This is a genomic window from Haemophilus sp. SZY H36 (assembly GCF_018829625.1).
Lineage (GTDB): Bacteria > Pseudomonadota > Gammaproteobacteria > Enterobacterales > Pasteurellaceae > Haemophilus > Haemophilus haemolyticus_K.
The window spans coordinates 112,112-132,547 of the sequence record NZ_JAHKKA010000003.1 but is presented as its reverse complement, the minus strand read 5'-3'; the positions used below and the strand labels follow the sequence as shown (position 1 = coordinate 132,547).

At 35.3% G+C, this 20,436-nt stretch carries 21 protein-coding genes; 10 read left to right on the top strand and 11 right to left on the bottom strand.

All coding sequences use genetic code 11. From position 1 onward, the window contains the following. Positions 1-32 precede the first annotated feature (32 nt). From rsmE to ruvX, 3 genes are read left to right on the top strand one after another with little or no spacing between them, the layout of a single operon-like run. Positions 33-770 (top strand): 16S rRNA (uracil(1498)-N(3))-methyltransferase, encoded by a 738-nt coding sequence (rsmE, locus tag KP713_RS06650; RefSeq protein ID WP_106013627.1) that lies wholly within the window; start codon positions 33-35, stop codon positions 768-770. After that, the gene (locus KP713_RS06645; protein WP_106013626.1) at positions 767-1,327 is read left to right on the top strand and encodes a YqgE/AlgH family protein; all 561 of its coding nucleotides are present in this window, start codon (positions 767-769) and stop codon (positions 1,325-1,327) included. Before rsmE ends, KP713_RS06645 begins: the two co-directional genes overlap by 4 nt. Beyond that, on the top strand, positions 1,327-1,749 hold the full coding sequence (gene ruvX / locus KP713_RS06640; RefSeq protein WP_140527437.1) for a Holliday junction resolvase RuvX: 423 nt from the start codon (positions 1,327-1,329) through the stop codon (positions 1,747-1,749). Before KP713_RS06645 ends, ruvX begins: the two co-directional genes overlap by 1 nt. A 42-nt stretch (positions 1,750-1,791) precedes the next feature. Here ruvX and arcA read toward each other — a convergent pair whose 3' ends face one another. After that, positions 1,792-2,502, bottom strand: coding sequence for a two-component system response regulator ArcA (gene arcA, locus KP713_RS06635; protein WP_048953492.1), 711 nt, complete (start codon positions 2,500-2,502; stop codon positions 1,792-1,794). A gap of 193 nt (positions 2,503-2,695) precedes the next feature. Between arcA and KP713_RS06630 the strand changes: the two genes are divergently transcribed. Together KP713_RS06630 and KP713_RS06625 are read left to right on the top strand one after the other, a co-directional pair. After that, entirely contained in the window at positions 2,696-4,429 is a 1,734-nt protein-coding gene (locus tag KP713_RS06630; protein WP_140527436.1) for a protein-disulfide reductase DsbD, read from the top strand. A 111-nt stretch (positions 4,430-4,540) separates the two neighbouring features. Beyond that, on the top strand, positions 4,541-4,945 hold the full coding sequence (locus KP713_RS06625; protein ID WP_140527435.1) for a DoxX family protein: 405 nt from the start codon (positions 4,541-4,543) through the stop codon (positions 4,943-4,945). Between the two features lie 109 nt (positions 4,946-5,054). Here the strand turns inward: KP713_RS06625 and ndk are convergent, their stop codons facing one another. Together ndk and pepB are read right to left on the bottom strand one after the other, a co-directional pair. Continuing rightward, positions 5,055-5,477, bottom strand: a complete 423-nt coding sequence (gene ndk / locus KP713_RS06620; RefSeq protein ID WP_140527434.1) for a nucleoside-diphosphate kinase — start codon at positions 5,475-5,477, stop codon at positions 5,055-5,057. A 10-nt stretch (positions 5,478-5,487) separates the two neighbouring features. Continuing rightward, the gene (gene pepB, locus KP713_RS06615) at positions 5,488-6,792 is read right to left on the bottom strand and encodes an aminopeptidase PepB (protein WP_215770198.1); all 1,305 of its coding nucleotides are present in this window, start codon (positions 6,790-6,792) and stop codon (positions 5,488-5,490) included. A 143-nt stretch (positions 6,793-6,935) separates the two neighbouring features. Here pepB and KP713_RS06610 point away from each other — a divergent pair, with 143 nt between their 5' ends. Further along, on the top strand, positions 6,936-8,186 hold the full coding sequence (locus KP713_RS06610; protein ID WP_111407733.1) for an O-antigen ligase family protein: 1,251 nt from the start codon (positions 6,936-6,938) through the stop codon (positions 8,184-8,186). A 58-nt stretch (positions 8,187-8,244) separates the two neighbouring features. Here the strand turns inward: KP713_RS06610 and degS are convergent, their stop codons facing one another. From degS to KP713_RS06570, 8 genes are all read right to left on the bottom strand, one after another. Beyond that, complete coding sequence (degS, locus tag KP713_RS06605; RefSeq protein WP_065265561.1) at positions 8,245-9,267, bottom strand: outer membrane-stress sensor serine endopeptidase DegS; 1,023 nt, start codon at positions 9,265-9,267, stop codon at positions 8,245-8,247. Then, a complete protein-coding gene (ribD, locus tag KP713_RS06600; protein ID WP_111407732.1) occupies positions 9,268-10,386 on the bottom strand; it encodes a bifunctional diaminohydroxyphosphoribosylaminopyrimidine deaminase/5-amino-6-(5-phosphoribosylamino)uracil reductase RibD in 1,119 nt (372 codons plus the stop codon). Between the two features lie 2 nt (positions 10,387-10,388). Then, positions 10,389-10,838 (bottom strand): transcriptional regulator NrdR, encoded by a 450-nt coding sequence (nrdR, locus tag KP713_RS06595; protein ID WP_046949673.1) that lies wholly within the window; start codon positions 10,836-10,838, stop codon positions 10,389-10,391. Positions 10,839-10,900: 62 nt separating this feature from the next. Continuing rightward, a complete protein-coding gene (recC, locus tag KP713_RS06590) occupies positions 10,901-14,275 on the bottom strand; it encodes an exodeoxyribonuclease V subunit gamma (protein WP_215770197.1) in 3,375 nt (1,124 codons plus the stop codon). Positions 14,276-14,322: 47 nt separating this feature from the next. Then, positions 14,323-14,610, bottom strand: coding sequence for a DUF5374 domain-containing protein (locus KP713_RS06585; RefSeq protein ID WP_181153749.1), 288 nt, complete (start codon positions 14,608-14,610; stop codon positions 14,323-14,325). Further along, positions 14,603-15,286, bottom strand: a complete 684-nt coding sequence (locus KP713_RS06580; RefSeq protein ID WP_140449939.1) for a DUF2572 family protein — start codon at positions 15,284-15,286, stop codon at positions 14,603-14,605. Before KP713_RS06580 ends, KP713_RS06585 begins: the two co-directional genes overlap by 8 nt. Beyond that, positions 15,286-16,002, bottom strand: a complete 717-nt coding sequence (locus KP713_RS06575; RefSeq protein ID WP_215770281.1) for a type II secretion system protein J — start codon at positions 16,000-16,002, stop codon at positions 15,286-15,288. The genes KP713_RS06580 and KP713_RS06575 overlap by 1 nt, the downstream gene beginning before the upstream one ends. Beyond that, positions 15,996-16,514 carry a type II secretion system protein gene (locus KP713_RS06570; protein ID WP_215770196.1) on the bottom strand — a complete coding sequence of 173 codons (519 nt, stop codon included), beginning with the start codon at positions 16,512-16,514 and terminating at the stop codon, positions 15,996-15,998. Before KP713_RS06570 ends, KP713_RS06575 begins: the two co-directional genes overlap by 7 nt. 199 nt (positions 16,515-16,713) lie before the next feature. On the opposite strand from KP713_RS06570, the gene suhB reads away from it, so the two are divergent. From suhB to KP713_RS06550, 4 genes are all read left to right on the top strand, one after another. Next, a complete protein-coding gene (suhB, locus tag KP713_RS06565) occupies positions 16,714-17,517 on the top strand; it encodes an inositol-1-monophosphatase (RefSeq protein WP_215770195.1) in 804 nt (267 codons plus the stop codon). Between the two features lie 643 nt (positions 17,518-18,160). Then, complete coding sequence (locus KP713_RS06560) at positions 18,161-18,373, top strand: helix-turn-helix transcriptional regulator (protein ID WP_215770194.1); 213 nt, start codon at positions 18,161-18,163, stop codon at positions 18,371-18,373. Then, entirely contained in the window at positions 18,366-18,644 is a 279-nt protein-coding gene (locus KP713_RS06555) for a hypothetical protein (RefSeq protein WP_215770193.1), read from the top strand. Before KP713_RS06560 ends, KP713_RS06555 begins: the two co-directional genes overlap by 8 nt. Positions 18,645-18,689: 45 nt before the next feature. After that, positions 18,690-20,411 carry a YonV C-terminus-related protein gene (locus tag KP713_RS06550; RefSeq protein WP_215770192.1) on the top strand — a complete coding sequence of 574 codons (1,722 nt, stop codon included), beginning with the start codon at positions 18,690-18,692 and terminating at the stop codon, positions 20,409-20,411. Positions 20,412-20,436: the final 25 nt, after the last annotated feature.

Below are 20,436 nucleotides of genomic sequence, written 5' to 3'. Positions count from 1 at the left end.
ATTCCCGTCTCCTATTAACATTTTAGAATACTATGCGCATACCTAGAATCTATCACCCTGAATCACTAGAATATCAAACGCAATGTCAACTTTCTGAAGATGCTGCCAATCATGTTGGTCGTGTATTGAGAATGGTAGAAGGTGAGCAACTTGAACTTTTTGATGGTTCAAACCATATTTATCCAGCAATAATCACAGAATCCAATAAGAAATCGGTAAAAGTTAATATCTTAGGGAGAGAACTTTCTGATAAAGAATCCAATTTAAAAATCCATTTAGGTCAAGTTATTTCACGAGGTGAACGGATGGAATTCACCATTCAAAAATCTGTGGAATTGGGAGTAAATGTGATTACGCCACTGTGGTCTGAACGTTGTGGCGTGAAGTTAGATGGCGAACGGATGGATAAAAAAATTCAACAGTGGCAAAAAATTGTCATTGCTGCTTGTGAACAATGTGGTCGTAATGTGGTTCCAGAAATTCGTCCTCTAATGAAATTACAGGATTGGTGTGCAGAAGATGATGGGGCGATTAAATTAAATCTACATCCTAGAGCACAACATAGTATAAAAACGTTACCAATGATTCCAAAAGATGGGGTACGTTTGTTAATTGGTTCAGAAGGCGGGTTATCAGAACAAGAAATAGTGCAAACACAACAGAAAGGTTTTACTGAAATTTTATTAGGAAAGCGTGTATTACGTACCGAGACTGCTTCACTAGCAGCGATCAGTGCATTACAAATTTATTTTGGAGATTTAGGAGAATGATGGAACTGCAAGGGAAGTTTCTCATCGCAATGCCTCATTTAGATGATTATTTTAATCGAACTGTGGTGTTTATGTGTGAACATAACGAACAAGGTTCTATGGGATTAGTAATCAATCAGCCTACGGATTTAAGTATTGCAGAACTTTATTTAAAGCTTAATTTTATGATGAAAAATGACCGCGCTTTTGGTAATGAAATGGTCGTTGCTGGCGGTCCGATACATTCAGAACGTGGTTTTATTTTACATAAAAATACACTTAATCATTTTCAACATACTTACAAGGTTACTGATACGCTTTCTATGACGACATCTGCTGATGTTGTAGAAACCTTTGGGTCTACATTCGCTCCAGAAAAATATTTAGTTGCGCTAGGATGTGCAAGTTGGTCTGCAGGACAGTTAGAAAAAGAAATTATTGATAATGCCTGGTTAGTTGCACCAGCTAGTGAACAAATTTTGTTTGATACACCTTATGAAGAACGCTATATAGTGGCCAATCAATCTCTTGGTATTCATCCTCATAATTTTGTGATGGCTCAAGTGGGGCATAGTTAATGGGGATCACTGTACTTGCCTTTGATTTTGGTACAAAAAGTATTGGTTGCGCGGTTGGACAAAGTATAACTGGAACGGCTCAAGCACTTCCAGCATTTAAAGCACAGGATGGGATCCCTAATTGGAGCGCTATTGAAAACTGTCTAAAGGAATGGAAGCCTGATGTACTTGTTGTTGGTTTGCCACTTAATATGGATGGTACCATTCAAGACTTAACACTACGAGCGAAAAAATTTGCTAACCGGTTGCATGGGCGTTTTGGTATTACTGTTGAGTTACAAGATGAACGTCTTACAACAATGGAAGCGCGTAGTGAGATATTTGAACGTGGTGGTTTCAGATCGCTTAAAAAGGATAAGGTCGATGGTATTTCTGCTTGCTTGATTTTAGAAAGTTGGTTTGAGGGTTGTTCGGCTAGGTAAAGGCTATCATTCATCTTAAGAAATGAATAATAGCCTTTGACATTATTCTATATTACCGCAAAATCGATATCCTTCTCCATGCACTGTCATGATGATTTCATCGGTATTTGAATATTCCTCAAAATGTTTCCGAATTCGGCGAATTGTAACATCTACAGTGCGATCTTGTGGTTTAAATGCTCTACCTGTCATTTTACGCAGAAGTTCTTCTCGAGTTAGCAACTTACCTGGGTTTTCACAGAAATAAAGCATTGCGCGAAATTCACTGCGTGGCAATTTTAGTTCTTGGTTTTCTGGGGTAATGAGATTATGGCTATTTAAATCTAATACCCAACCATTGAAGCGATAAAATTCTTTTCCCGATGTATTTTCCTTTTCTTGGTGAGGCAGAGTACGGTGTAGTAAGTTACGAGCCCTAATAGTAAGTTCGCGGGGATTAAATGGTTTGGTTAAGTAATCGTCCGCACCTATTTCTAATCCTAAAATTTTATCAACTTCATTATCTCGTCCCGTTAAAAATATAAGTGGTAAATTAATATTTTCACGCAATTCACGGGCAAGTAATAAACCATTTTTTCCAGGTAAGTTAATATCCATTACCACAAGATTAATCGTGTAGTGTGCAAGAATATGATGCATTTCTGCGCCATCTTGAGCCTCAAGAACATCATACCCTTCAGCTTCAAAAATCCCTTTAAGCGTATTACGGGTCACGATTTCATCTTCAACAATGAGAATTTTTGGGGTAGCCATTTTCCATCCTTATACTTATTTTGGCGTATGCTATCGTGGTTATCATTCTAACGATGTAACATTGTTGTAACAACAGAAAAATGCACTGATTTTTTCATTAGGTTTTGTTTTTGTGATCTACATCATAGTTTTATGCTTTCAAATTTCTTTATGTTAAAATTTTAGGCAATTTTCTCCTTTTCTAGTTTATTTTATGAAAAAATTTATCCTTTTTTTTATATTTATTTTTACCACATTTGTAGCTAATGCAGGATTGTTTGATAAAAAACAATCATTTTTAAATGTAGATGATGCATTTGCATTTTCTGCTACATTATCTCCAGATAAAACCCAACTCCAGATTCATTGGGATATCGTGAAAGGATATTATCTTTATCAAGATAAAATCAGTGGTAGATTTGTTGATAAATCAAAATTGTTGGTAGCTCGTTTTCTACAACAATCAGAACGACATCAGGATCCTTATTTTGGTGAAGTGAGTGTCTTTACCCAACCCATAGATGGCACTTTTATCGGTGATTTTTCCCATGCTGATGATAAAGTGGAAATATCTTATCAAGGTTGTACAGAAGGTTTTTGTTATCCACCAGAAAGTAAAGTTTTACGGCTTGGTGATCTTGTTATTTCTAATGCAAAAGCTATAGAAAATAATACGGAAGAACCAGTGCTTTTATCAGAACAAGATCGTTTGGCTGATAGCTTATTTCATAGTAAATGGGCAATTTGGGGATTCTTTTTATTAGGCGTAGGGCTTGCTTTTACGCCTTGTGTGTTGCCTATGTTGCCTTTACTTTCAGCAATTGTTATTGGTCAACAACAAAGAAGTATGTCGCGAGCATTTATTTTAACATTCCTTTATGTACAAGGGATGGCGTTGACTTATACTTTATTAGGTCTTGCTGTTGCAGCAATTGGCTTACCGTTCCAAATTGCCTTACAACATCCTTATGTCATGGTAGGGCTTTCTATTTTATTTGTTGTTCTTGCCCTTTCTATGTTTGGGGTGTTTACCCTTCAATTGCCGAATAGTTTACAAAATAAACTTAATACATGGAGTCAGAAACAAACGTCAGGGGCTTTTGGTGGCGCCTTCGCTATGGGGATGATAGCCGGCCTTGTTGCTTCACCTTGTACTTCAGCCCCGCTTTCAGGTGCTTTACTTTATGTGGCGCAAAGTGGTGATTTATTCACAGGTGCGGCAACCCTTTATTTGCTCGCTCTTGGTATGGGCGTGCCGCTAATGTTAATCACATTATTTGGTAATAAAATTTTGCCAAAATCAGGTGAGTGGATGAACACAGTGAAACAAACATTCGGCTTTGTTATGTTAGCATTACCTGTGTTTTTGCTTTCTCGTATTTTGCCTGAAGTATGGGAGCCACGCTTATGGGCTGGATTAGCGACAGCATTCTTTATTTGGTTTGCGTTGCAGATGCCTAAGAGTGGTTTTGGCTATGCCATTAAAATTATTAGTTTTGCTTTGGCTATGGTTTCCGTACAACCTTTGCAAAATTGGATTTGGCAAACTCAAACTACAACACAAAGTGCGGTAGAAAATAAGCCTGTTTCTCAGGTTAAATTTAAGCAAATTAAAAATATTGAAGAACTTGACCGCACTTTAGCGGAAAATCCGCATTCGATCGCGATGTTGGATTTATACGCGGATTGGTGTGTGGCTTGTAAAGAATTTGAAAAGCTGACTTTTTCAGATCCAAAAGTGCAACAGCAATTTCAAAATATCTTATTGTTACAAGTGAATATGACAAAGAATAGCCCTGAAAATAAAGCATTAATGGAACGCTTTAATGTGATGGGATTACCCACAATTTTATTTTTTGATGAGCAAAATAATGAGATTCAAGGAAGTAGAGTAACCGGCTTTATGGATGCCGATTCTTTTTCTAATTGGATTGGAAAGCTACTTTAGTTATTTTTTACTTTTGGTAAAAAGTATTTTTCAATTTTAATTATTGTTTAACTATTCGTTAAATATTAATATGGCGCTGTTTTAATTCATCTTTAAACAAAAGGAAAGCAAATGAACAATATTGAAAAATATCGCCCTTATGTATTAGCGCTATTACGCATCACTGCTGCTTACATGTTTATCTTACATGGCACAGCAAAATTTTGGGAGTTTCCAATTTCTATGACTGGTGGGAATGGCCCGGTCGGTGATTCAATGATGATTGTAGGTGGCGTGATTGAAATTATCGGCTCAATCTTATTAATTTTAGGATTATTTACGCGCCCAGCTGCGTTTATTTTATCTGGCCAAATGGCTTTTGCGTATTTCTTTATGCATGTGGCTGGCAAAGGGAATTTATTATTCCCAATTGCAAATGGCGGTGAGCTTGCGTTACTTTATTCTATTATATTTTTGTACTTTGTTTTTTCTGGTGCGGGCGCTTTATCATTAGATAGCAGACTTTATAGAAAGTAGTTTAGTTTCATAATTTTAATCCTTATTTCGCCCACCTAAAGTGAGCTTTTTTAATAAAGCACCTAGATATGTATCTAGGTGCTTTGTTGTTAGAAATAATATAAATATGTCAGTAGGTATAGATTTCTGAATCAACAAAGAAATAGGCTATTTCACGTTTAGCACTTTCTATGCTGTCAGAACCGTGAACTGAATTTTCGCGTTGACTTAGTGCAAATTCTTTACGAATTGTACCTTCTTCTGCTGTTTCTGGATTCGTATTGCCAATTAAAGTGCGGTAATCTTTAATTGCATTTTCTTTTTCTAATACAGAAACTAAAATTGGTGCTGATATCATATAATTAATAAGTGGTTCAAAAAATACTTTCCCTTGATGTTCAGCATAGAAACCTTCAGCTTGCTCACGCGTTAAATGTATCATCTTTGTAGCAATAATCTTAAAACCAGCCTGTTCGAAACGTGCCAAAATAGCACCTATAAGATGGCGATTAACTGCATCAGGTTTAATAATAGAAAGTGTTCTTTCCGTCATAAGTAAATCCTTATTCTTTTGATTTTAACAATAATAAATTTGCAAGTGTTTGTATACCAATACCTGTAGCGCCCACACCCCATAAATCGCTACCTGATTTACGATAAGTTGCTGCACAATCAATGTGTAACCAGTTCTTCTTATAATTTTTTATAAAATAAGAGAGAAAAGCTGTTGCTGTGCTTGCACCTGCTCCAACCGGGACACTACCAATATTAGCAATGTCTGCAAATGATGAGCTGATTTGTGAACGATGGAAATCTTCAAACGGTAAACGCCAGAAAGGTTCATTTTCATCTTGAGCAGATTGGAATAGCTTTGCTACTAAGTTCTCATCCATTGAAAGTGCTGCATGATAATCATTACCTAATGCAACTTTTGCCGCTCCCGTTAATGTTGCACAGTCAATAATAAATTTGGGGTGCTGATTATCAGCTTCAATTAACCCATCCGCTAGGACAAGACGGCCTTCAGCATCTGTATTTAATACTTCAGCGGTAATGCCATTTCTATAAGTGATAATATCTCCCAATTTAAAGGCATGACTACTCACTAGGTTTTCGGCACAACATAAGTAAAGTTTTACACGTTGATTTAACCCTCGTGTAATTGCTAATCCTAAAGCACCAGTTAATAATGCTGCTCCCCCCATGTCGGTACGCATAGTACTCATTCCATCACTTGGCTTTAGGCTGTAACCACCACTGTCAAAAGTAATCCCTTTCCCAACTAAACAGGCTAATATTGGCGCATTAGGATCATTTGTTGGGTTAAAATCAAGTTGTAACATAGCTGGTGGATTTGCTGCCCCCTTACCAACCGTCCAGATACCATGATATCCTTGTTGTTCAAGTTCTTCCCCTGAAACGATCTGGAAACTTACCGCACTTTTTTTATTATAAATATCTGATTGATTTAAGATAAATTCGGCTGCATGCTCGGCCAATTTTACAGGCGTTAAGTTTTGTGCTGGTTCATTAATGATTTCACGTACAAAATCACTGCATTCAATACGTGCTAATAGTTCATCTTGTGGTTCGTCATCAAGATGAGGAAATTCAATTGAATAATCTTGTTTTGCGGTATAAAAGCCTTGGTAAAATGCCCAGCAAGATTCTAATGCCCAATTATCACCTAAAAGCTCAACTTCTTGAATGCCTATGTTACGTAACTTACGTGCAGCCTGTTGTATTAAAGTACGGTCTGTTTTTTCATTGTTTTGTAAATGAATAGTCGCTTGTTTATCGTTAAAACTGAGAATTGTTTTTTCCCCCCAAACAGCATTAGCTTGTTGGTATGAAAGTATAATTTCCACTTTGTCCTCCATATAAAAGAAAATGAGGGGGAACACTATACCAGTTTTATTCTTGATTTCATAAAGTAATAGTCTGATTTTGGGAGTATTTATGAATAAATTCAGGTAAAATAGCTCATCTTAGTAATTAGGTTGACGTTGCGATGACTTCATTTTTTCATAAAAAATATATTACTTTTTGTATTAATGTATTTGTTGGGCTATTTTTTACAACGGTTTTGATATTCAAGAAGGGATATAGCTATGTTCCCATAACTTTAGGTGCTGTTAGTGTTATTTATGTTATTATTTATTTTATAAAATCAAAGATACATGATGAATTATCTAAAATAGATAAAATTTTCATCTTTTCCTTATTATATTATTTTATTAGTTTTTTACTTTCTGTTTTTATTAATCAGGATAGTTTTAGAGAAATTGACAACCCAAGTCGAGTTTTATTATTCATTCCTTTATTCATTTTATTTCGACATTTCCCATTAAAGATTGATACGATCTTGTATGCTATTCCGACAGGGGCAATTATAACAGGGTGCGTGGCATTATTTCAGAAATTTTATTTGGGATATGATAAGCCTTTTCCTGAAATTATGCATATTCAGGTTGGGGATATAGCTATTTCATTAGCGACATTTAGTTTAGTGATCACAATACATTTTTTCATAAAACAATATTATAAATCTGTATTAATAGGATTGGCTGGAGTTATTCTTGCGATGAGTACAAGCGCATTATCCGGTGCGCGTGGTGGCTGGGTAGGATTTCCAATTATACTGATTATTCTTTTATTACTATATCGTCAATTTCTTAGTAAGAAACTGATAATAGCTTTTTTTGCTATTATGGGTGGATCTTTTATTCTTCTTGTAATGAACCCTAAATTTAATATGACGAAGCGTTATTATGCGGCTGAGTCTGATATTAAGTTATATCTAGAAAAAAATGATAAAAGTACATCGTTGGGGGCTAGGTTTGACATGTGGGAGAATGCATTTGTAGCCATTAAAGAATCGCCTATCTTTGGTCATGGGAGCAGAGGTTACGAACTATTCAGAAATAAACAGATAGAATCAGGTAGTATGGCGAAAACGACCTTGCAGTTTAATAGCTTGCATAATCAATTTTTAGAATCTTGGGTTAAACGGGGACTATTAGGTTTTATAGGATTGATAGTTATATTATTTGTGCCTTTTATTTATTTTATGAAAAATTGTCAACAACAAAATTTAGAAATAAAATGTGTCGCAATTTTAGGTGTTATGCATCTATTATCTCATTTATTCTATTTTATGAGCCAGTCATTTCTTGCGCATAATTCGGGATCGTTATTTTATTTCTTCGTTTGTATTATTTTTTATAGTTTAATTAGATCTTCTCGTTCTTCTTCCTATTAAAAAGAGAAAGAGTTAAAAATAGAAAGTCAGTTCCATGATTAAGAACGCTACTTTTTTATTAATTTACTGGAAATTCTTCAATGACAACAGGAAGTTGTAAGATTTTGCCTAATCGTAGAATGGTGACGAGAACTTTTGAATTAGGTTTTGTATTTGCGATAATTTGCATCATTTCTCGGGCTGAAATGCCTTCTTGATTATTTAATTTCAAAATGACATCACCTAATTGAATTCCTGCTTTTGCTGCTGGGCTATTCGGGCTTACTCCAGTGATGACTATGCCTTCTTCACTACTTGAACTGATGTCGCTTTGCACACCAAAATAACCTCGGATAACACGCCCATCTCGAATGATTTTCTGTAAAACATCATTTGCAATATCCATTGGAATGGCAAAATTTAGTCCTTCTGCTATTTCATTAGCGGTTTTCCCAATACTAAGGGTGCTGATTCCAACCAATTCCCCTGCAGAATTAATTAATGCACCACCTGAGTTGCCGCGGTTAATTGAAGCATCGGTTTGGATGAAGTTTTGTCTGCCAACAGAATCACCTACGGCATTACGTCCCACTGCGCTAATAATACCTTGAGACACGCTTTGCCCTAAGTTATAGGGATTACCGATTGCTAATACCACATCACCAACGTGAGCTTGACGAGCTGAATTTTGTGGAATGGTTGAAAGATTATTTGCACGAATTTTGAGAACAGCGAGATCGGTGAGATTATCTGAACCAACAAGACTGGCCTCAAAAATATTTCCGTTTTGTAACGCTACTACAATTTGATCCGCATTTTGGATAACGTGTTTATTCGTCAGAATATAGCCATCTTTACTCATAATTACGCCAGAACCTAAGTTATTCACTTGTAGCTGATCATTATCATTAATGCTGGCGGAAGAAAAAGAGCGGTTATAAACATTCACTACTGCTGGAGAGGCAATACGCACCGCATTTTTGAACGATACAATATCGTCTGAAGTGAAGATATTGCTGTTATTCAGTCTTGGAACTGCAAACAAAATCACGCCAGCAGCCGCCAAGCCCCAAAGTGCGGAATGGAAAAGTTTTTTAAGCATTTAGATTCCTTTCGGTGTGTAAGTTAATTTTATATCGTCACCGATTTGTTCTAATTCATTGAGTTGCCATAATGGTGCATCGGCAAGTTTAGTTAAATTCGGTAATTGGCATAGACCACGAGCATTGTCGCCAAGTAATTTGGGCGCAATGTAAATAATCAATTCATCCACTAATTTCGCATCAATTAAACTACCCGCTAGATTTGCTCCAGCTTCTACCCAAAGCATATTTATTTGGCGTTTTCCCAGTTCTCGCATTAATTCTTTTAGTAAATTTTCTTTTGGAAGCATAATTTGTTCGCAGAAATCAGGAAAACCTGTTAAATCTCGTGTTTCACTAGAAACTAACCAAACGGGAGAATGCGTTAAAAAAAGTTTATGAGTCGGCTGAATGCGATGTTGTGAATCTAAAATGACACGCACAGGCTGACGAAGATCTTCTTTTTTATATTCTGTTTTAAGATTTTCAGGGAATTCATTCCAGCGTACATTAAGGCTAGGATCATCTGCAACGACTGTCGCAGAAGTGGATAAAAGTGCGGATGATTTTGCTCGCATTTTTTGTACGTCCGAACGAGAATCAGGGCCCGTAATCCATTTACTTTCTCCACTTGCCATTGCTGTTCGTCCATCTAAACTCATTGCAAGTTTGAGCTGAACAAAAGGCATACCTTGACGCATTCGTTTTAAAAAGCCTTTATTTATTTTTTCAGCTTGATCGTTTAATAAATTCACCGCACTTTCGACGCCTGCATCAGACAACATTTTCAATCCTTTCCCCGCTACTTGGGGATTTGGGTCTTGCATCGCAGCAATGACTTTCACTACGCCAGCCTCGATTAATCCTAATGCGCAAGGCGGTGTGCGACCATAATGAGAGCAGGGCTCTAAGGTGACGTAAGCGGTTGCTCCTTTGGCATTTTCACCAGCTTGAGCTAAGGCAACGCGTTCAGCATGAGGTTGTCCAGCCTTAAAATGAAAGCCTTCCCCCACAATTTCACCATTTTTTACCAATACGCATCCTACCGATGGATTCGGAGTGGTGGTATATTGTCCTTTGGCGGCTAAATCCAAGGCGCGTTGCATAAATTTGCGATCTTGCGCGGAAAATTCGCTCATGGTTAATCCTTTAAGTTCTCAATTTCTTTGGTGAATTGATTAATGTTATCAAAACTCAAATAGACTGATGCAAAACGAATATAAGCCACTTTATCGAGTTTTTTTAATTCATTCATCGCGAGTTTTCCAACCAGTTTACTTGGCACTTCACGTTCACCCGTCGCACGTAATTGAAAAATTATATGGTTAATTGCTTGTTCAACATCATCTGCACTTACAGGGCGTTTTTCTAACGCATGCTGAATACCACTGCGTAATTTATCTTCATTAAACGGTTCTCGAGTGCCGTCAGTTTTAATAATTTTTGGTACGATTAATTCGGCTGTTTCAAAGGTAGTAAAACGCTCATGACAATGACCGCACTCACGACGGCGACGAACTTGATAGCCATCCGATACCAAACGGCTATCAATTACCTTGGTTTCTTCTGTAAAACAAAATGGACAGCGCATAGACAATTCTCCGTAAAAAGGGCCGTTATCTTAGCAAAAAATCGGTTCTTTGACGATTAGCTTTATGCCTTTCTTGTCTTCTTTTGTACGAATAATAAGCCAAACCAATCTTTTGTTTGTTTTAATAATTTTTCGATATTTCCAGTTTGTTCAAATCTTGAGGTTTGCGCCAATACGCGTGACCAATATGGATCTGCTTGAGCGCCGTAATTGCTGTCTTCGCCCAGTTCCTGAAGTTTTGTAGAAATATTGTCAAAATCTACCGCACTTTCATCGTCCACAATAAAATCATTCACATTTCTTACCGTTGGCACCAATTGGATTTCTATTTGACTTTGTAAATAATCTTTTACGTAAGTTTCTAATTGAGCGAGAGCGGTTTTGCGCTCAATAGGCGGTAATTCGATAACTTGATCTTGCGTAATTAATTTTGGTGGTACCGCATTTTCTTGTGTAACACATTGAATCAAATAATAAATCCAAGGACGGATACAATAGCGATCTTTGTATTTCGCAAAATGCCATTGAATCACCTGTGAATCATCGCCAAATAAAGGCTCCATATAACCAAATAGACGAATTTCTTGATTTTCATTGTGCCAATTTACGGATAAATTGAAATCGACGGAAGCATGTTTGGCTTCACCAAGATCCGCTATTTTCTTTTTAAATTCCAAAACATTGTCTCGAATATTTTCAGCATAAACTTTTCCAAATTCGGCTCGAGGTAACACGCCTTTTACTTCTGCTTGTCTAAAATAATCAGAAAAATTTTGTTCATCAAGGTAGATTAAGTCATTATTGAGCGCGTAATTATCGAATCCACTTAAGGTGAAATTTTCACTGTCGGCAATACGATCATCTTCATCACGGAAATAGACACCGAGTTGTTTTTCAAAGAAAAATTTCACTGGATTTTCCACAAAGCTGACTAAACGATCCAGTTCAATTTCTTCTATTTTTTCTGGGTTTTCTGTCATAGTGACGGCAAATTCTGAATTGCTAGCTGTTGCGTCAAATTGTGCTATTGGCAACCATTTTGTCGCAAAAGAGCGGGTAAATTTCTCGTTATATTTGAAATTATCTGGGCTAAATGCCGTCATGGGATGCTCAATCACCGTAAGGGTATTTTCGCTTTGACCTTGATTAATATAATCCACGAGTTGACTTACCAATACAGAAGGTTCTTTCGGTTGATTATCTGTAATGGAACGGCCAACATAGCTGATATAGCAATAATCACGTGCTGCCAATAAGGCTTCTAAGAACAAATAGCGATCATCATCACGGCGAACACGGTCGCCTTTTTGATGGTGATATTGCATTAAATCAAAACTGTTTGGTGTTTGTGTTCTAGGGTAATCCGCATCATTCATTCCAAGTAAACAAACTACCTTGAATGGCACTGAACGCATTGGTAATAAGGTGCAGAAGTTTACTTTTCCTGCAAGGAATTTGAGGCTATTTGGCGCATCTTCCAATTTCATTGTGATGACATCGGCAATCACGTCTGCTTGCAATTCTTCAGTAAAATGGAGCGTTTTTAGATGCTCAGCTAATTCATTAATTTTCTCTTGAATATAGAAAATCGTGTCGCTTGTGTCTTCATTTTGCACGAAGAAATCTGATAAAAGCGCGGTTAAAATTTCTTGCCATTTTTCGATGGAATGTGCTTGTTGCAGCGTTTCATGCAACGCTGAAAGTGGGGTGAAAAAGTGAGATAAATTTCCAGCAAGTTCACCCTTTAAGCCATAGCTGCTGTTTAACCCTAGGCTATCTTGCCAAATACCGTGTTCTTCACGCATCGCATAACCTAACATCATTCGTTCTAATCCAGCCTGCCAAGAATTGAAATTGATACCATCTTGATTTTTTTGCAAACCGAAACGAATCCCTGAATCCGCCACCCATTCTCGCACTAATGGCAAATCAGCAAGAGAAATATTAAATCGTTCTCGCATCGCAGGAATATCCAGCAACGCTAAGACGTCCTCTGCACTAAAATTGCTTTCTTTTAAGCGCAATAAAGTTAAGTAACTTGATACCAACACATCACTTTCTGAAAGTTTATTATCCGAAAGTGAAAATGGAATTTGTGGCGCATCCCCATTTTTTTGCCCGAAAACTGCCTGAATATAAGGTGTATATTGGTTTATATCTGCCACCATAACAACCACATCTTTTGGCGTAAGGTTAGGATCTTGATTAAATAAATCTAATAAATAATCGTGCAATATTTCCACTTCACGCATAGCACTGTGGCAAGAATGTAGGGTTAAAGTACGGTCATTTTTTGCGATATTTAGCGGTTTATTTTCTAAATGCAGAATTTGAGACTGCAATTGCCCAAGCAAACTGTTCGATTTAATTTCTTGATAAGCATTGACGGGATAAGTTGGAATATGTTCTTCATCTCGCACCAAGGTGTAAAGAAAATCTCGCCCCATTTTTCCCCAAGCAGCCAGTAACGGATTGCCTACTTGAAGGTTTTCTTTTTGATAAGTGACATCAAACTGAGCGTTTTCTAGTTGAGAAAGTTGATCCTCGGAAAACAGCGGTTGATTTTTATCTTGTTTATTGAATTGATAACGCTTGCGAGAACGCAAATAATCAAGGCGTAAATCGCTAATATCTCCCCAATACTCTTGGCATGGATTATTAAAAAATAAATGAATATCCACTTCTGATGACATCGCTTGCAAAATATTGAGATAAGCAGTTGGAAGTGCTGGAATACCAAAAATAAATATGCGTGAAGGTAATTTTTTCGGTGCTTTCTTATCGGCAAGCAAGGCTAAGAACTGATTATGCAAAGCCGCTCGATGTGTGGCATCCCCAACATCTGATTTAACATCGACGACCAATGCACGCCATAACTCACCTTGCCATTTTGTATTGCTTTGAATTTGCTCAAACAAAGTATCGTTTAGGTTAGGTTGCTGTTTTTGTATTTGAACAGTGATTTGTTCATCTTCGCCTTTTTCCCAAGCAAAAATCCATTCTGGTCGATAAACTAAATATTGGTCAAATAAATCGGCAATTTTGCTGCTGAGTTGATAAAGTTTGTATTGTTCAGAATGAGGCGATGATGCTAAATAATTGCGTAAAGGTGAAAAACTTTCTTTCTCGAGAAAAGTCGGGATTAATCGCATTAATCGCCATGTCATTGAATCTTTATCAAAAGGATTTTCCAGTGCCGTTGCGGGTAAGTTTTGAGCATAAAGTTGCCAAATAAAACTTGCTGGCATAGGAAATTTGAGGTTCGCTGAAATGCCTGTTTCTTTCGCTAATTCAATTTGCAGCCATTGCGCCATACCCGGGCTTTGCACCAAGATAATATCTTGCTGAAAAGGATCTTCTGGAGGTAACGATTTGAATAAGGAAGAAAGAATTTCTTTTTGTTTTTCGAGTTGATTAGAGTAGTAAACAATGAACACAATGGCGACCTTTTGAGGATTTGATTTAGAAAAAGACAAGCCCCATTTTACTTAGTTTTTATCGAAATTTCACCCATAGGATAACGCACAATGACTCGTTCGTTTTGACATTGAACGCGAAAAGTTAAGCCATTTTGTGGTATTAATTGTTCACAAGCTAACCCTAAAAATTGGCGTTGAGCTTGATTCTCCGCAATCTGTATCGCCTGAAAATCTTGATAAGTTTTCACCGCACTTTTTCTTTGGCTTGCCGTCCATTGATTGAAAGCAATAAATAAAACGCTAAATAAAGCCAAGGAAAATAATAGGGTAGTGAGCGACATGCCTTTATTCATCTGGAACATTAAAATCACTCCAACCTTTTTCAGCCAACTGCCATTGGCTATATTGTTGCACTAAGGTTGTTACAACCGGTTTGCCATAGGCTAAAGTTACCCCATCTAAAGTTAAATTCCCGTTGGTGATCACCGCGCCACTAATCCTTCCTTTGCCCGTTAGTTTTAAATCTCCCTCCGCAATTAATACGGCAGACACGATGCCATTAATTTCAACTTCCGCTTGTGAATCTGAAAACCAATAAAGTTTAGGTATTTTGTTAGCATTTAAAATTTTGGGTGGGGAAGAAAAGCGCGGTCGAAAATCCGTTAGTTTTTCTATGTGAATAAAATCTTTCAATGCACCTTGATTATCGCCTCTTGTGGGCGATTTTTTAAATAGACTCATTCTTTCACACCAAAGAAAATATTGAATTGCATCGGTGGCGCCATCAAGCGTGATGCTGATTTGCTTTACACTTTCATTATTATTTAACGGTAAATCAAGGCAGGCGGTTTGTTTTTTCTCCTCTGTTATTTTTTGCAGTTGTAATGTTCTTTCTACATAGTATTTTCGTTGATTTTGTTGTGCACGAAAAAAACTTAAATGGCTGTCATCCAATAATAAGATTACGGTTAATAAACCTGAAATAAAAATCAGAATAGTCAGCGTGATAATGCCTTTGTGTGTAGCCATTATTTTTGATTCCAGAGCGCAACGACAAGGGATGTTTCGTAACTGATATTTGGGGTTTGTTTTAAATTTCCTTTTAGTTTGATTTCTAATCCTTTGCCTTCGATTAACCAATTAAATTGTAGGGTAGTGACTTCGTATTCATTGTTATCTAATAAATCTGTCCAACCGCCTCCAGCGTTGCAAGCCGATTGTTGAAAAGCTCGTTTACAAGTTTCTGCTGTGCAATTAGTAGGAATAACACTTTGATAAGTCAGTTTGGTTTTTATCATTTTATTACTTACTTTATAACCGAATAATTCTTCTGTACTGTTTTTAGATATATTTTTCCCATTTTTCATACAGGTTTTAGGCGAATCTTTGCCAATACAACCATTTTTATTTAAATCATAAAAGAACAACACGCAGCTATTAAGTGGGGCGTTATCTTCTTGGCTAATGAAAATGGCAGTGCCTTGTTCATCTAATTCAAATAAAGATAAATTGCTTTCTGTTCCTTTTGTATTTAATGCTCTAAATCCCAATCGCCGAAGATCTTTACCGATTAGCTGTAATATTCGTTGTAATTCTGCTTGTAGTTTTAAATGCAATAACATGTGTTGATTTTGAGTTTGTATTTGCACATAAAAATGCGAAATACTTAGCAATAATAAAGATGATAACGCCAGCGAAATCATCAGTGCTAATAGGGTTTGCCCTTTTAATAATGTTTTCATGATTGATTGCATGCACTAGCCGCTTGATTGGTTTTCAAACGAATACTGCCAACATTGAAAAATGAAAATAATGTACGTTCATTTTCCGCTTGTAGAATAAAGCAACGGGTGACACTGGTATTACGAGCACCATAAAACCTCGTGATTTCTTTGGGATAAATATAATGGCTTTGAATCATCGTTTTTTTAGGAAAATAAGGATAGTAAAAATGAGCATAGGCCTCTTTCGGGCAGTTTGTTGGGTTTAAACAATCACAAGTTTGATCATTTTTTACTTGTGCCGTTAAGCACCATTGTTGTGTCGCAAGGTTACGATTGATAAGTAAAAACCACACTTCCGATGAATTTTCTGCCCGAGCCTGAATTTGGCGTAGAAATAAATACAGACGATGTTGCTCTTTGGCTAAAATCGTTTTAGGTGAATCCGTTTGCCATAATGGCGCGGCAAAACTCAGCGCAATGCTGATAATGGCTAACCCAATCAATAATTCTACTAATGTCACACCTTTCTGCATAAAACGCTCCAATTTTCTACCGCACTTTAATGGCAAATAATTAATGGAAAAATCACTTCATGCTATTTTTGCGATCTGTATCGCAAACTTTTCCTGAAACCCTATAAAAACCATTGTTTTATAATTTTCAACTGGTTATTTTGGCAAATCTCGCTATAATGGCGCGGAATTTTTCTGTTCTTTAAAATCTGGTGGAAATATGAATCCAATGTTAAATATCGCAATTCGTGCGGCACGAAAAGCGGGCAATGTGATTGCTAAAAATTATGAACGCCGTGATGCTATCGAAAGCACACAAAAAGGTATTAATGATTATGTGACAAACGTTGATAAAGCGGCAGAAGCAGAAATCATTGAAATTATTCGTAAATCTTATCCTGACCACACCATCATCAGCGAAGAAACAGGTGCGCTTGAAGGCAAAGATAGTGATGTACAATGGGTGATTGATCCACTAGATGGTACCCGCAATTTTATGACGGGCCTTCCTCATTTTGCCGTGTCTATCGCAATTCGTGTAAAAAATCGTACTGAAGTTGGTGTTGTTTACGATCCAATCCGCAATGAATTATTTACCGCTGTGCGTGGTGAAGGCGCAAAATTAAATGAAGTACGTTTACGTGTAGATAGTAAATGTGAAATTCAAGGTTCAATTTTAGCGACTGGTTTCCCATTCAAACAACCAAAATTAATGCCAACTCAATTTGCAATGATGAATGCCTTAATTGAAGATGCCGCGGATTTCCGTCGCACTGGTTCTGCAGCATTGGATTTATGCTATGTGGCGTCAAACCGTATTGATGGCTATTTTGAAATGGGCTTAAAAGCATGGGATTGTGCTGCTGGCGATTTAATCGTGCGTGAAGCGGGTGGCTTAGTTTGTGATTTTGATGCTGGTAACGGCTACTTACGTAGCGGTAATATTATTGCAGCACCAGCGAGAGTATTAAAAGAAATGTTGAATAAAATTAGACCGTGTTTAGGTGAGAGTTTTAACGGTTAATTGTTTTATAAATAGCGCCATTTAATAATGGCGCTATTTTTACCCTTTAAAGTTTGGAATGTAAAAATTCTGAGATAAAAAAAGCAAGGTGATTTACCTTGCTTTATTAATTTGGTGGGATAATCTCACTTGAATTAACATTGTAACAAATTGATTTATAATAACTTTATTTTGGTTATATATGTTCGGTGTTACTATTGGTGTTACTAAAAAACAAAATGGTAGATAATCTATAATACTCAAAGCATTGATACTTTGCTCTTTAACCCAATTATAGCATGATGAGAGAAAAATATCTAAATAGGTAAAATATAACACCGTATGCCTGTTTTTTAATCAAAATTTTTTAAAAATTTCCTCAATAAAAACATTAGTTAAATATGAGGATGAATTAGCTCACTCTTCCATACTATAAAGCGAAATATTTACTTAAAAAAATACTTGCTGGCAACCAGAAAGAGGTATAGGATGGTTACATTAAATTTTAGCTAGAGCAAAAAATAAGGATTTCTTATTAATATATGAAATGGAGGCTATACGCCTTATCAAAAAGTGATGATATAGATCATTTTTTTTAAACGAAACAATATAAGGGTATTACTAGCTAAATAGTAATACCCTTTTTATATATGAGGACTTTACCATGGATCGAATAATCAGGGTAAAAGAATTTTTAACTATATTAGGAGTATCTAAAAGTACATTCTATATTTGGCAGGATAAAAACTCTGCTTATTATAAACCTAATTTTCCTAAAAAAGTTAGCCTAGGAGCTAACTCCGTAGGCTACTTTGAATCCGATGTAAATCGGTACTTAAACAACATTAAAAACCTAAATGAGGTGATCTATGCTTAAAACAGTAGATGATAATATTTTTTCAATTATTAATAGAAAATTACCGTTAGAGAAATGTTTTAAGAAATTAACTAGTAATGCTAGAAATGTCTTATACACATTAATCACAAAAAGTAAAAATGAAAATAAAGAAATAAGGATAACTACATTCAATTCAGAATCCGTTTTTAATTTAAAAAGAGATTTATTTATTAAAGCTCTAAATGAATTGATAAAGGTAGATTATTTGAAAAAAACTGAAAGAAATAACGTATATATATTAACAATTTAGATTATATTGAAGCCACTTAGTAGTGGCTTTTTTATGGAGATTTTTATGGAAAAAGAAAAAATAAATTCTCCAGATAATTGGAGTGACTGGAGATTAAAAAGTAATGAGATTGATTACAATATAGATGATAATAGCTATCTACTTTCTAGACGTAACTATTTACTAGATAACGTAATCAACGATAGCAGTTACAAATTTAAGAATAATATAGATAGCTACTCAAATAGACAAGTTTTAGCTTGGGGCTGTGGATCAGGGAAAACTACAAATTTAAAGGTATTCTGTGCTAATACAGATAAGTCTACTTTAATTATTGTTAAAACAAATGAAGAAATTAAAAGGCTTGTATTTGATGTTAAAGCATTAAATCCTAAACAGTCCATTTGTGGAATTTATAAAGGGAGCGATACATTAAAAGAATTAGAATGTAATATTTATGCTTTGTCAAAATATAGAATAGTAGTAACTAATAACTGGAGGACTTTATATGAATCAAACAATATATTCATTAACTATGATGATCCCATAAAGAAAGAGATAACAAAGAGAGAATTAGTTATCTTTGATGAATTCCAGACCCCTTATATGGATATAGTAGTAAAACATGAGAAATTATTAGTAGAACTTTGTAAGAGAGAGTTGATATACGGAAAAGAGATAAGGCTAAACAAGGAGACAATTAAGAATATAATAAATTTTGACAAAAATATATTTAAGGAATTATTTAATAATTTACCTGATATAAAAAATGAAAAACTATATCATGAAAGATTTAGCTGGCTATTCAATAAACTTATAGTATCTTTAGGAGATCTATCTAATACAGATATATCATCAGACATTACTATACATCAAGATATTAATGATTTCATAGATAATAATACAAAATTAATTATTTTAGATGCTACAGCAGACTTTTTATTTGAAGGTAGTAATAATTGGAATATCGAAAAGTACAATCAAAGTAAGGTATTTATCAATGATAATATCTATTATGATACATTGTTATCAATGCGAAGGACAAGAAAAAGTGAAAATAAACATAAGGAAGATCTTATTTCAGATATAAAAAAACTAGAAAGATACATTTCTACTATCAATAGTAATAAACATCTTATCGTAACCTGGAAAAACACACACCACATAGAAAATTTAACTAGCTTCATAAAAGAAAACATCAGTAAAGACTTAAAAAACAAATGTGAGGTAATTCATTATAATTCAGGGAAATGTAGAGCCACCAATGAATTTATTGATTGTGATTCAATTATTTTTTTTGGCGAATGGTTTAATAATGCATTTCATGCAGAAAGACTTTCTGAAGTATTAAATACTAAACTAGAATCTAAAGATCTAGTAAAATCAGAAATAGTTCAAGCAATTTTTAGAACTCAAGCAAGAATAGGAAAGTCAGTATCTATAGCATTTTTCTACAATTATAATAAGAAATTATTAGATGGATACGATTCATTTGAAGAAAGTATTAATAGTATATTGAATATAGAAGATAGTGATTTTAAAAGAATGGCTACAATGAGAAGAATCTTAAATATAATGGAAACTGAATTGAATAAGAATACACTAAAAAAAGTAAAAAAATTCATTTGTAAAATAAATATTTTAGATTTACAAAATGAAATTATAGAAATTAAAATTAGCCTTAAAGAATTAAATGATATTGTTGATCATAAATTTAAATCTAGGAGAGATGTTATACCACTTCAAAATGCTCTCATGAAATACCTTAATATACATTTAACTTTATAAAATAAAAGCCTAATAGGGAGTTAAT

What these genes read in the sequence shown, in the direction of transcription:
- ruvX (WP_140527437.1), top strand. Translation starts at nt 1,327, where the DNA reads ATGGGGATCACTGTACTTGCCTTTGATTTTGGTACAAAAAGTATTGGT.
- degS (WP_065265561.1), bottom strand. Translation starts at nt 9,267, where the DNA reads ATGCTTAAAAAACTTTTCCATTCCGCACTTTGGGGCTTGGCGGCTGCT.
- KP713_RS06645 (WP_106013626.1), top strand. Translation starts at nt 767, where the DNA reads ATGATGGAACTGCAAGGGAAGTTTCTCATCGCAATGCCTCATTTAGAT.
- ndk (WP_140527434.1), bottom strand. Translation starts at nt 5,477, where the DNA reads ATGACGGAAAGAACACTTTCTATTATTAAACCTGATGCAGTTAATCGC.
- KP713_RS06610 (WP_111407733.1), top strand. Translation starts at nt 6,936, where the DNA reads ATGACTTCATTTTTTCATAAAAAATATATTACTTTTTGTATTAATGTA.
- KP713_RS06625 (WP_140527435.1), top strand. Translation starts at nt 4,541, where the DNA reads ATGAACAATATTGAAAAATATCGCCCTTATGTATTAGCGCTATTACGC.
- KP713_RS06630 (WP_140527436.1), top strand. Translation starts at nt 2,696, where the DNA reads ATGAAAAAATTTATCCTTTTTTTTATATTTATTTTTACCACATTTGTA.
- KP713_RS06580 (WP_140449939.1), bottom strand. Translation starts at nt 15,286, where the DNA reads ATGGCTACACACAAAGGCATTATCACGCTGACTATTCTGATTTTTATT.
- KP713_RS06585 (WP_181153749.1), bottom strand. Translation starts at nt 14,610, where the DNA reads ATGAATAAAGGCATGTCGCTCACTACCCTATTATTTTCCTTGGCTTTA.
- ribD (WP_111407732.1), bottom strand. Translation starts at nt 10,386, where the DNA reads ATGAGCGAATTTTCCGCGCAAGATCGCAAATTTATGCAACGCGCCTTG.
- KP713_RS06570 (WP_215770196.1), bottom strand. Translation starts at nt 16,514, where the DNA reads ATGCAGAAAGGTGTGACATTAGTAGAATTATTGATTGGGTTAGCCATT.
- KP713_RS06560 (WP_215770194.1), top strand. Translation starts at nt 18,161, where the DNA reads ATGGATCGAATAATCAGGGTAAAAGAATTTTTAACTATATTAGGAGTA.
- rsmE (WP_106013627.1), top strand. Translation starts at nt 33, where the DNA reads ATGCGCATACCTAGAATCTATCACCCTGAATCACTAGAATATCAAACG.
- suhB (WP_215770195.1), top strand. Translation starts at nt 16,714, where the DNA reads ATGAATCCAATGTTAAATATCGCAATTCGTGCGGCACGAAAAGCGGGC.
- nrdR (WP_046949673.1), bottom strand. Translation starts at nt 10,838, where the DNA reads ATGCGCTGTCCATTTTGTTTTACAGAAGAAACCAAGGTAATTGATAGC.
- KP713_RS06550 (WP_215770192.1), top strand. Translation starts at nt 18,690, where the DNA reads ATGGAAAAAGAAAAAATAAATTCTCCAGATAATTGGAGTGACTGGAGA.
- arcA (WP_048953492.1), bottom strand. Translation starts at nt 2,502, where the DNA reads ATGGCTACCCCAAAAATTCTCATTGTTGAAGATGAAATCGTGACCCGT.
- KP713_RS06555 (WP_215770193.1), top strand. Translation starts at nt 18,366, where the DNA reads ATGCTTAAAACAGTAGATGATAATATTTTTTCAATTATTAATAGAAAA.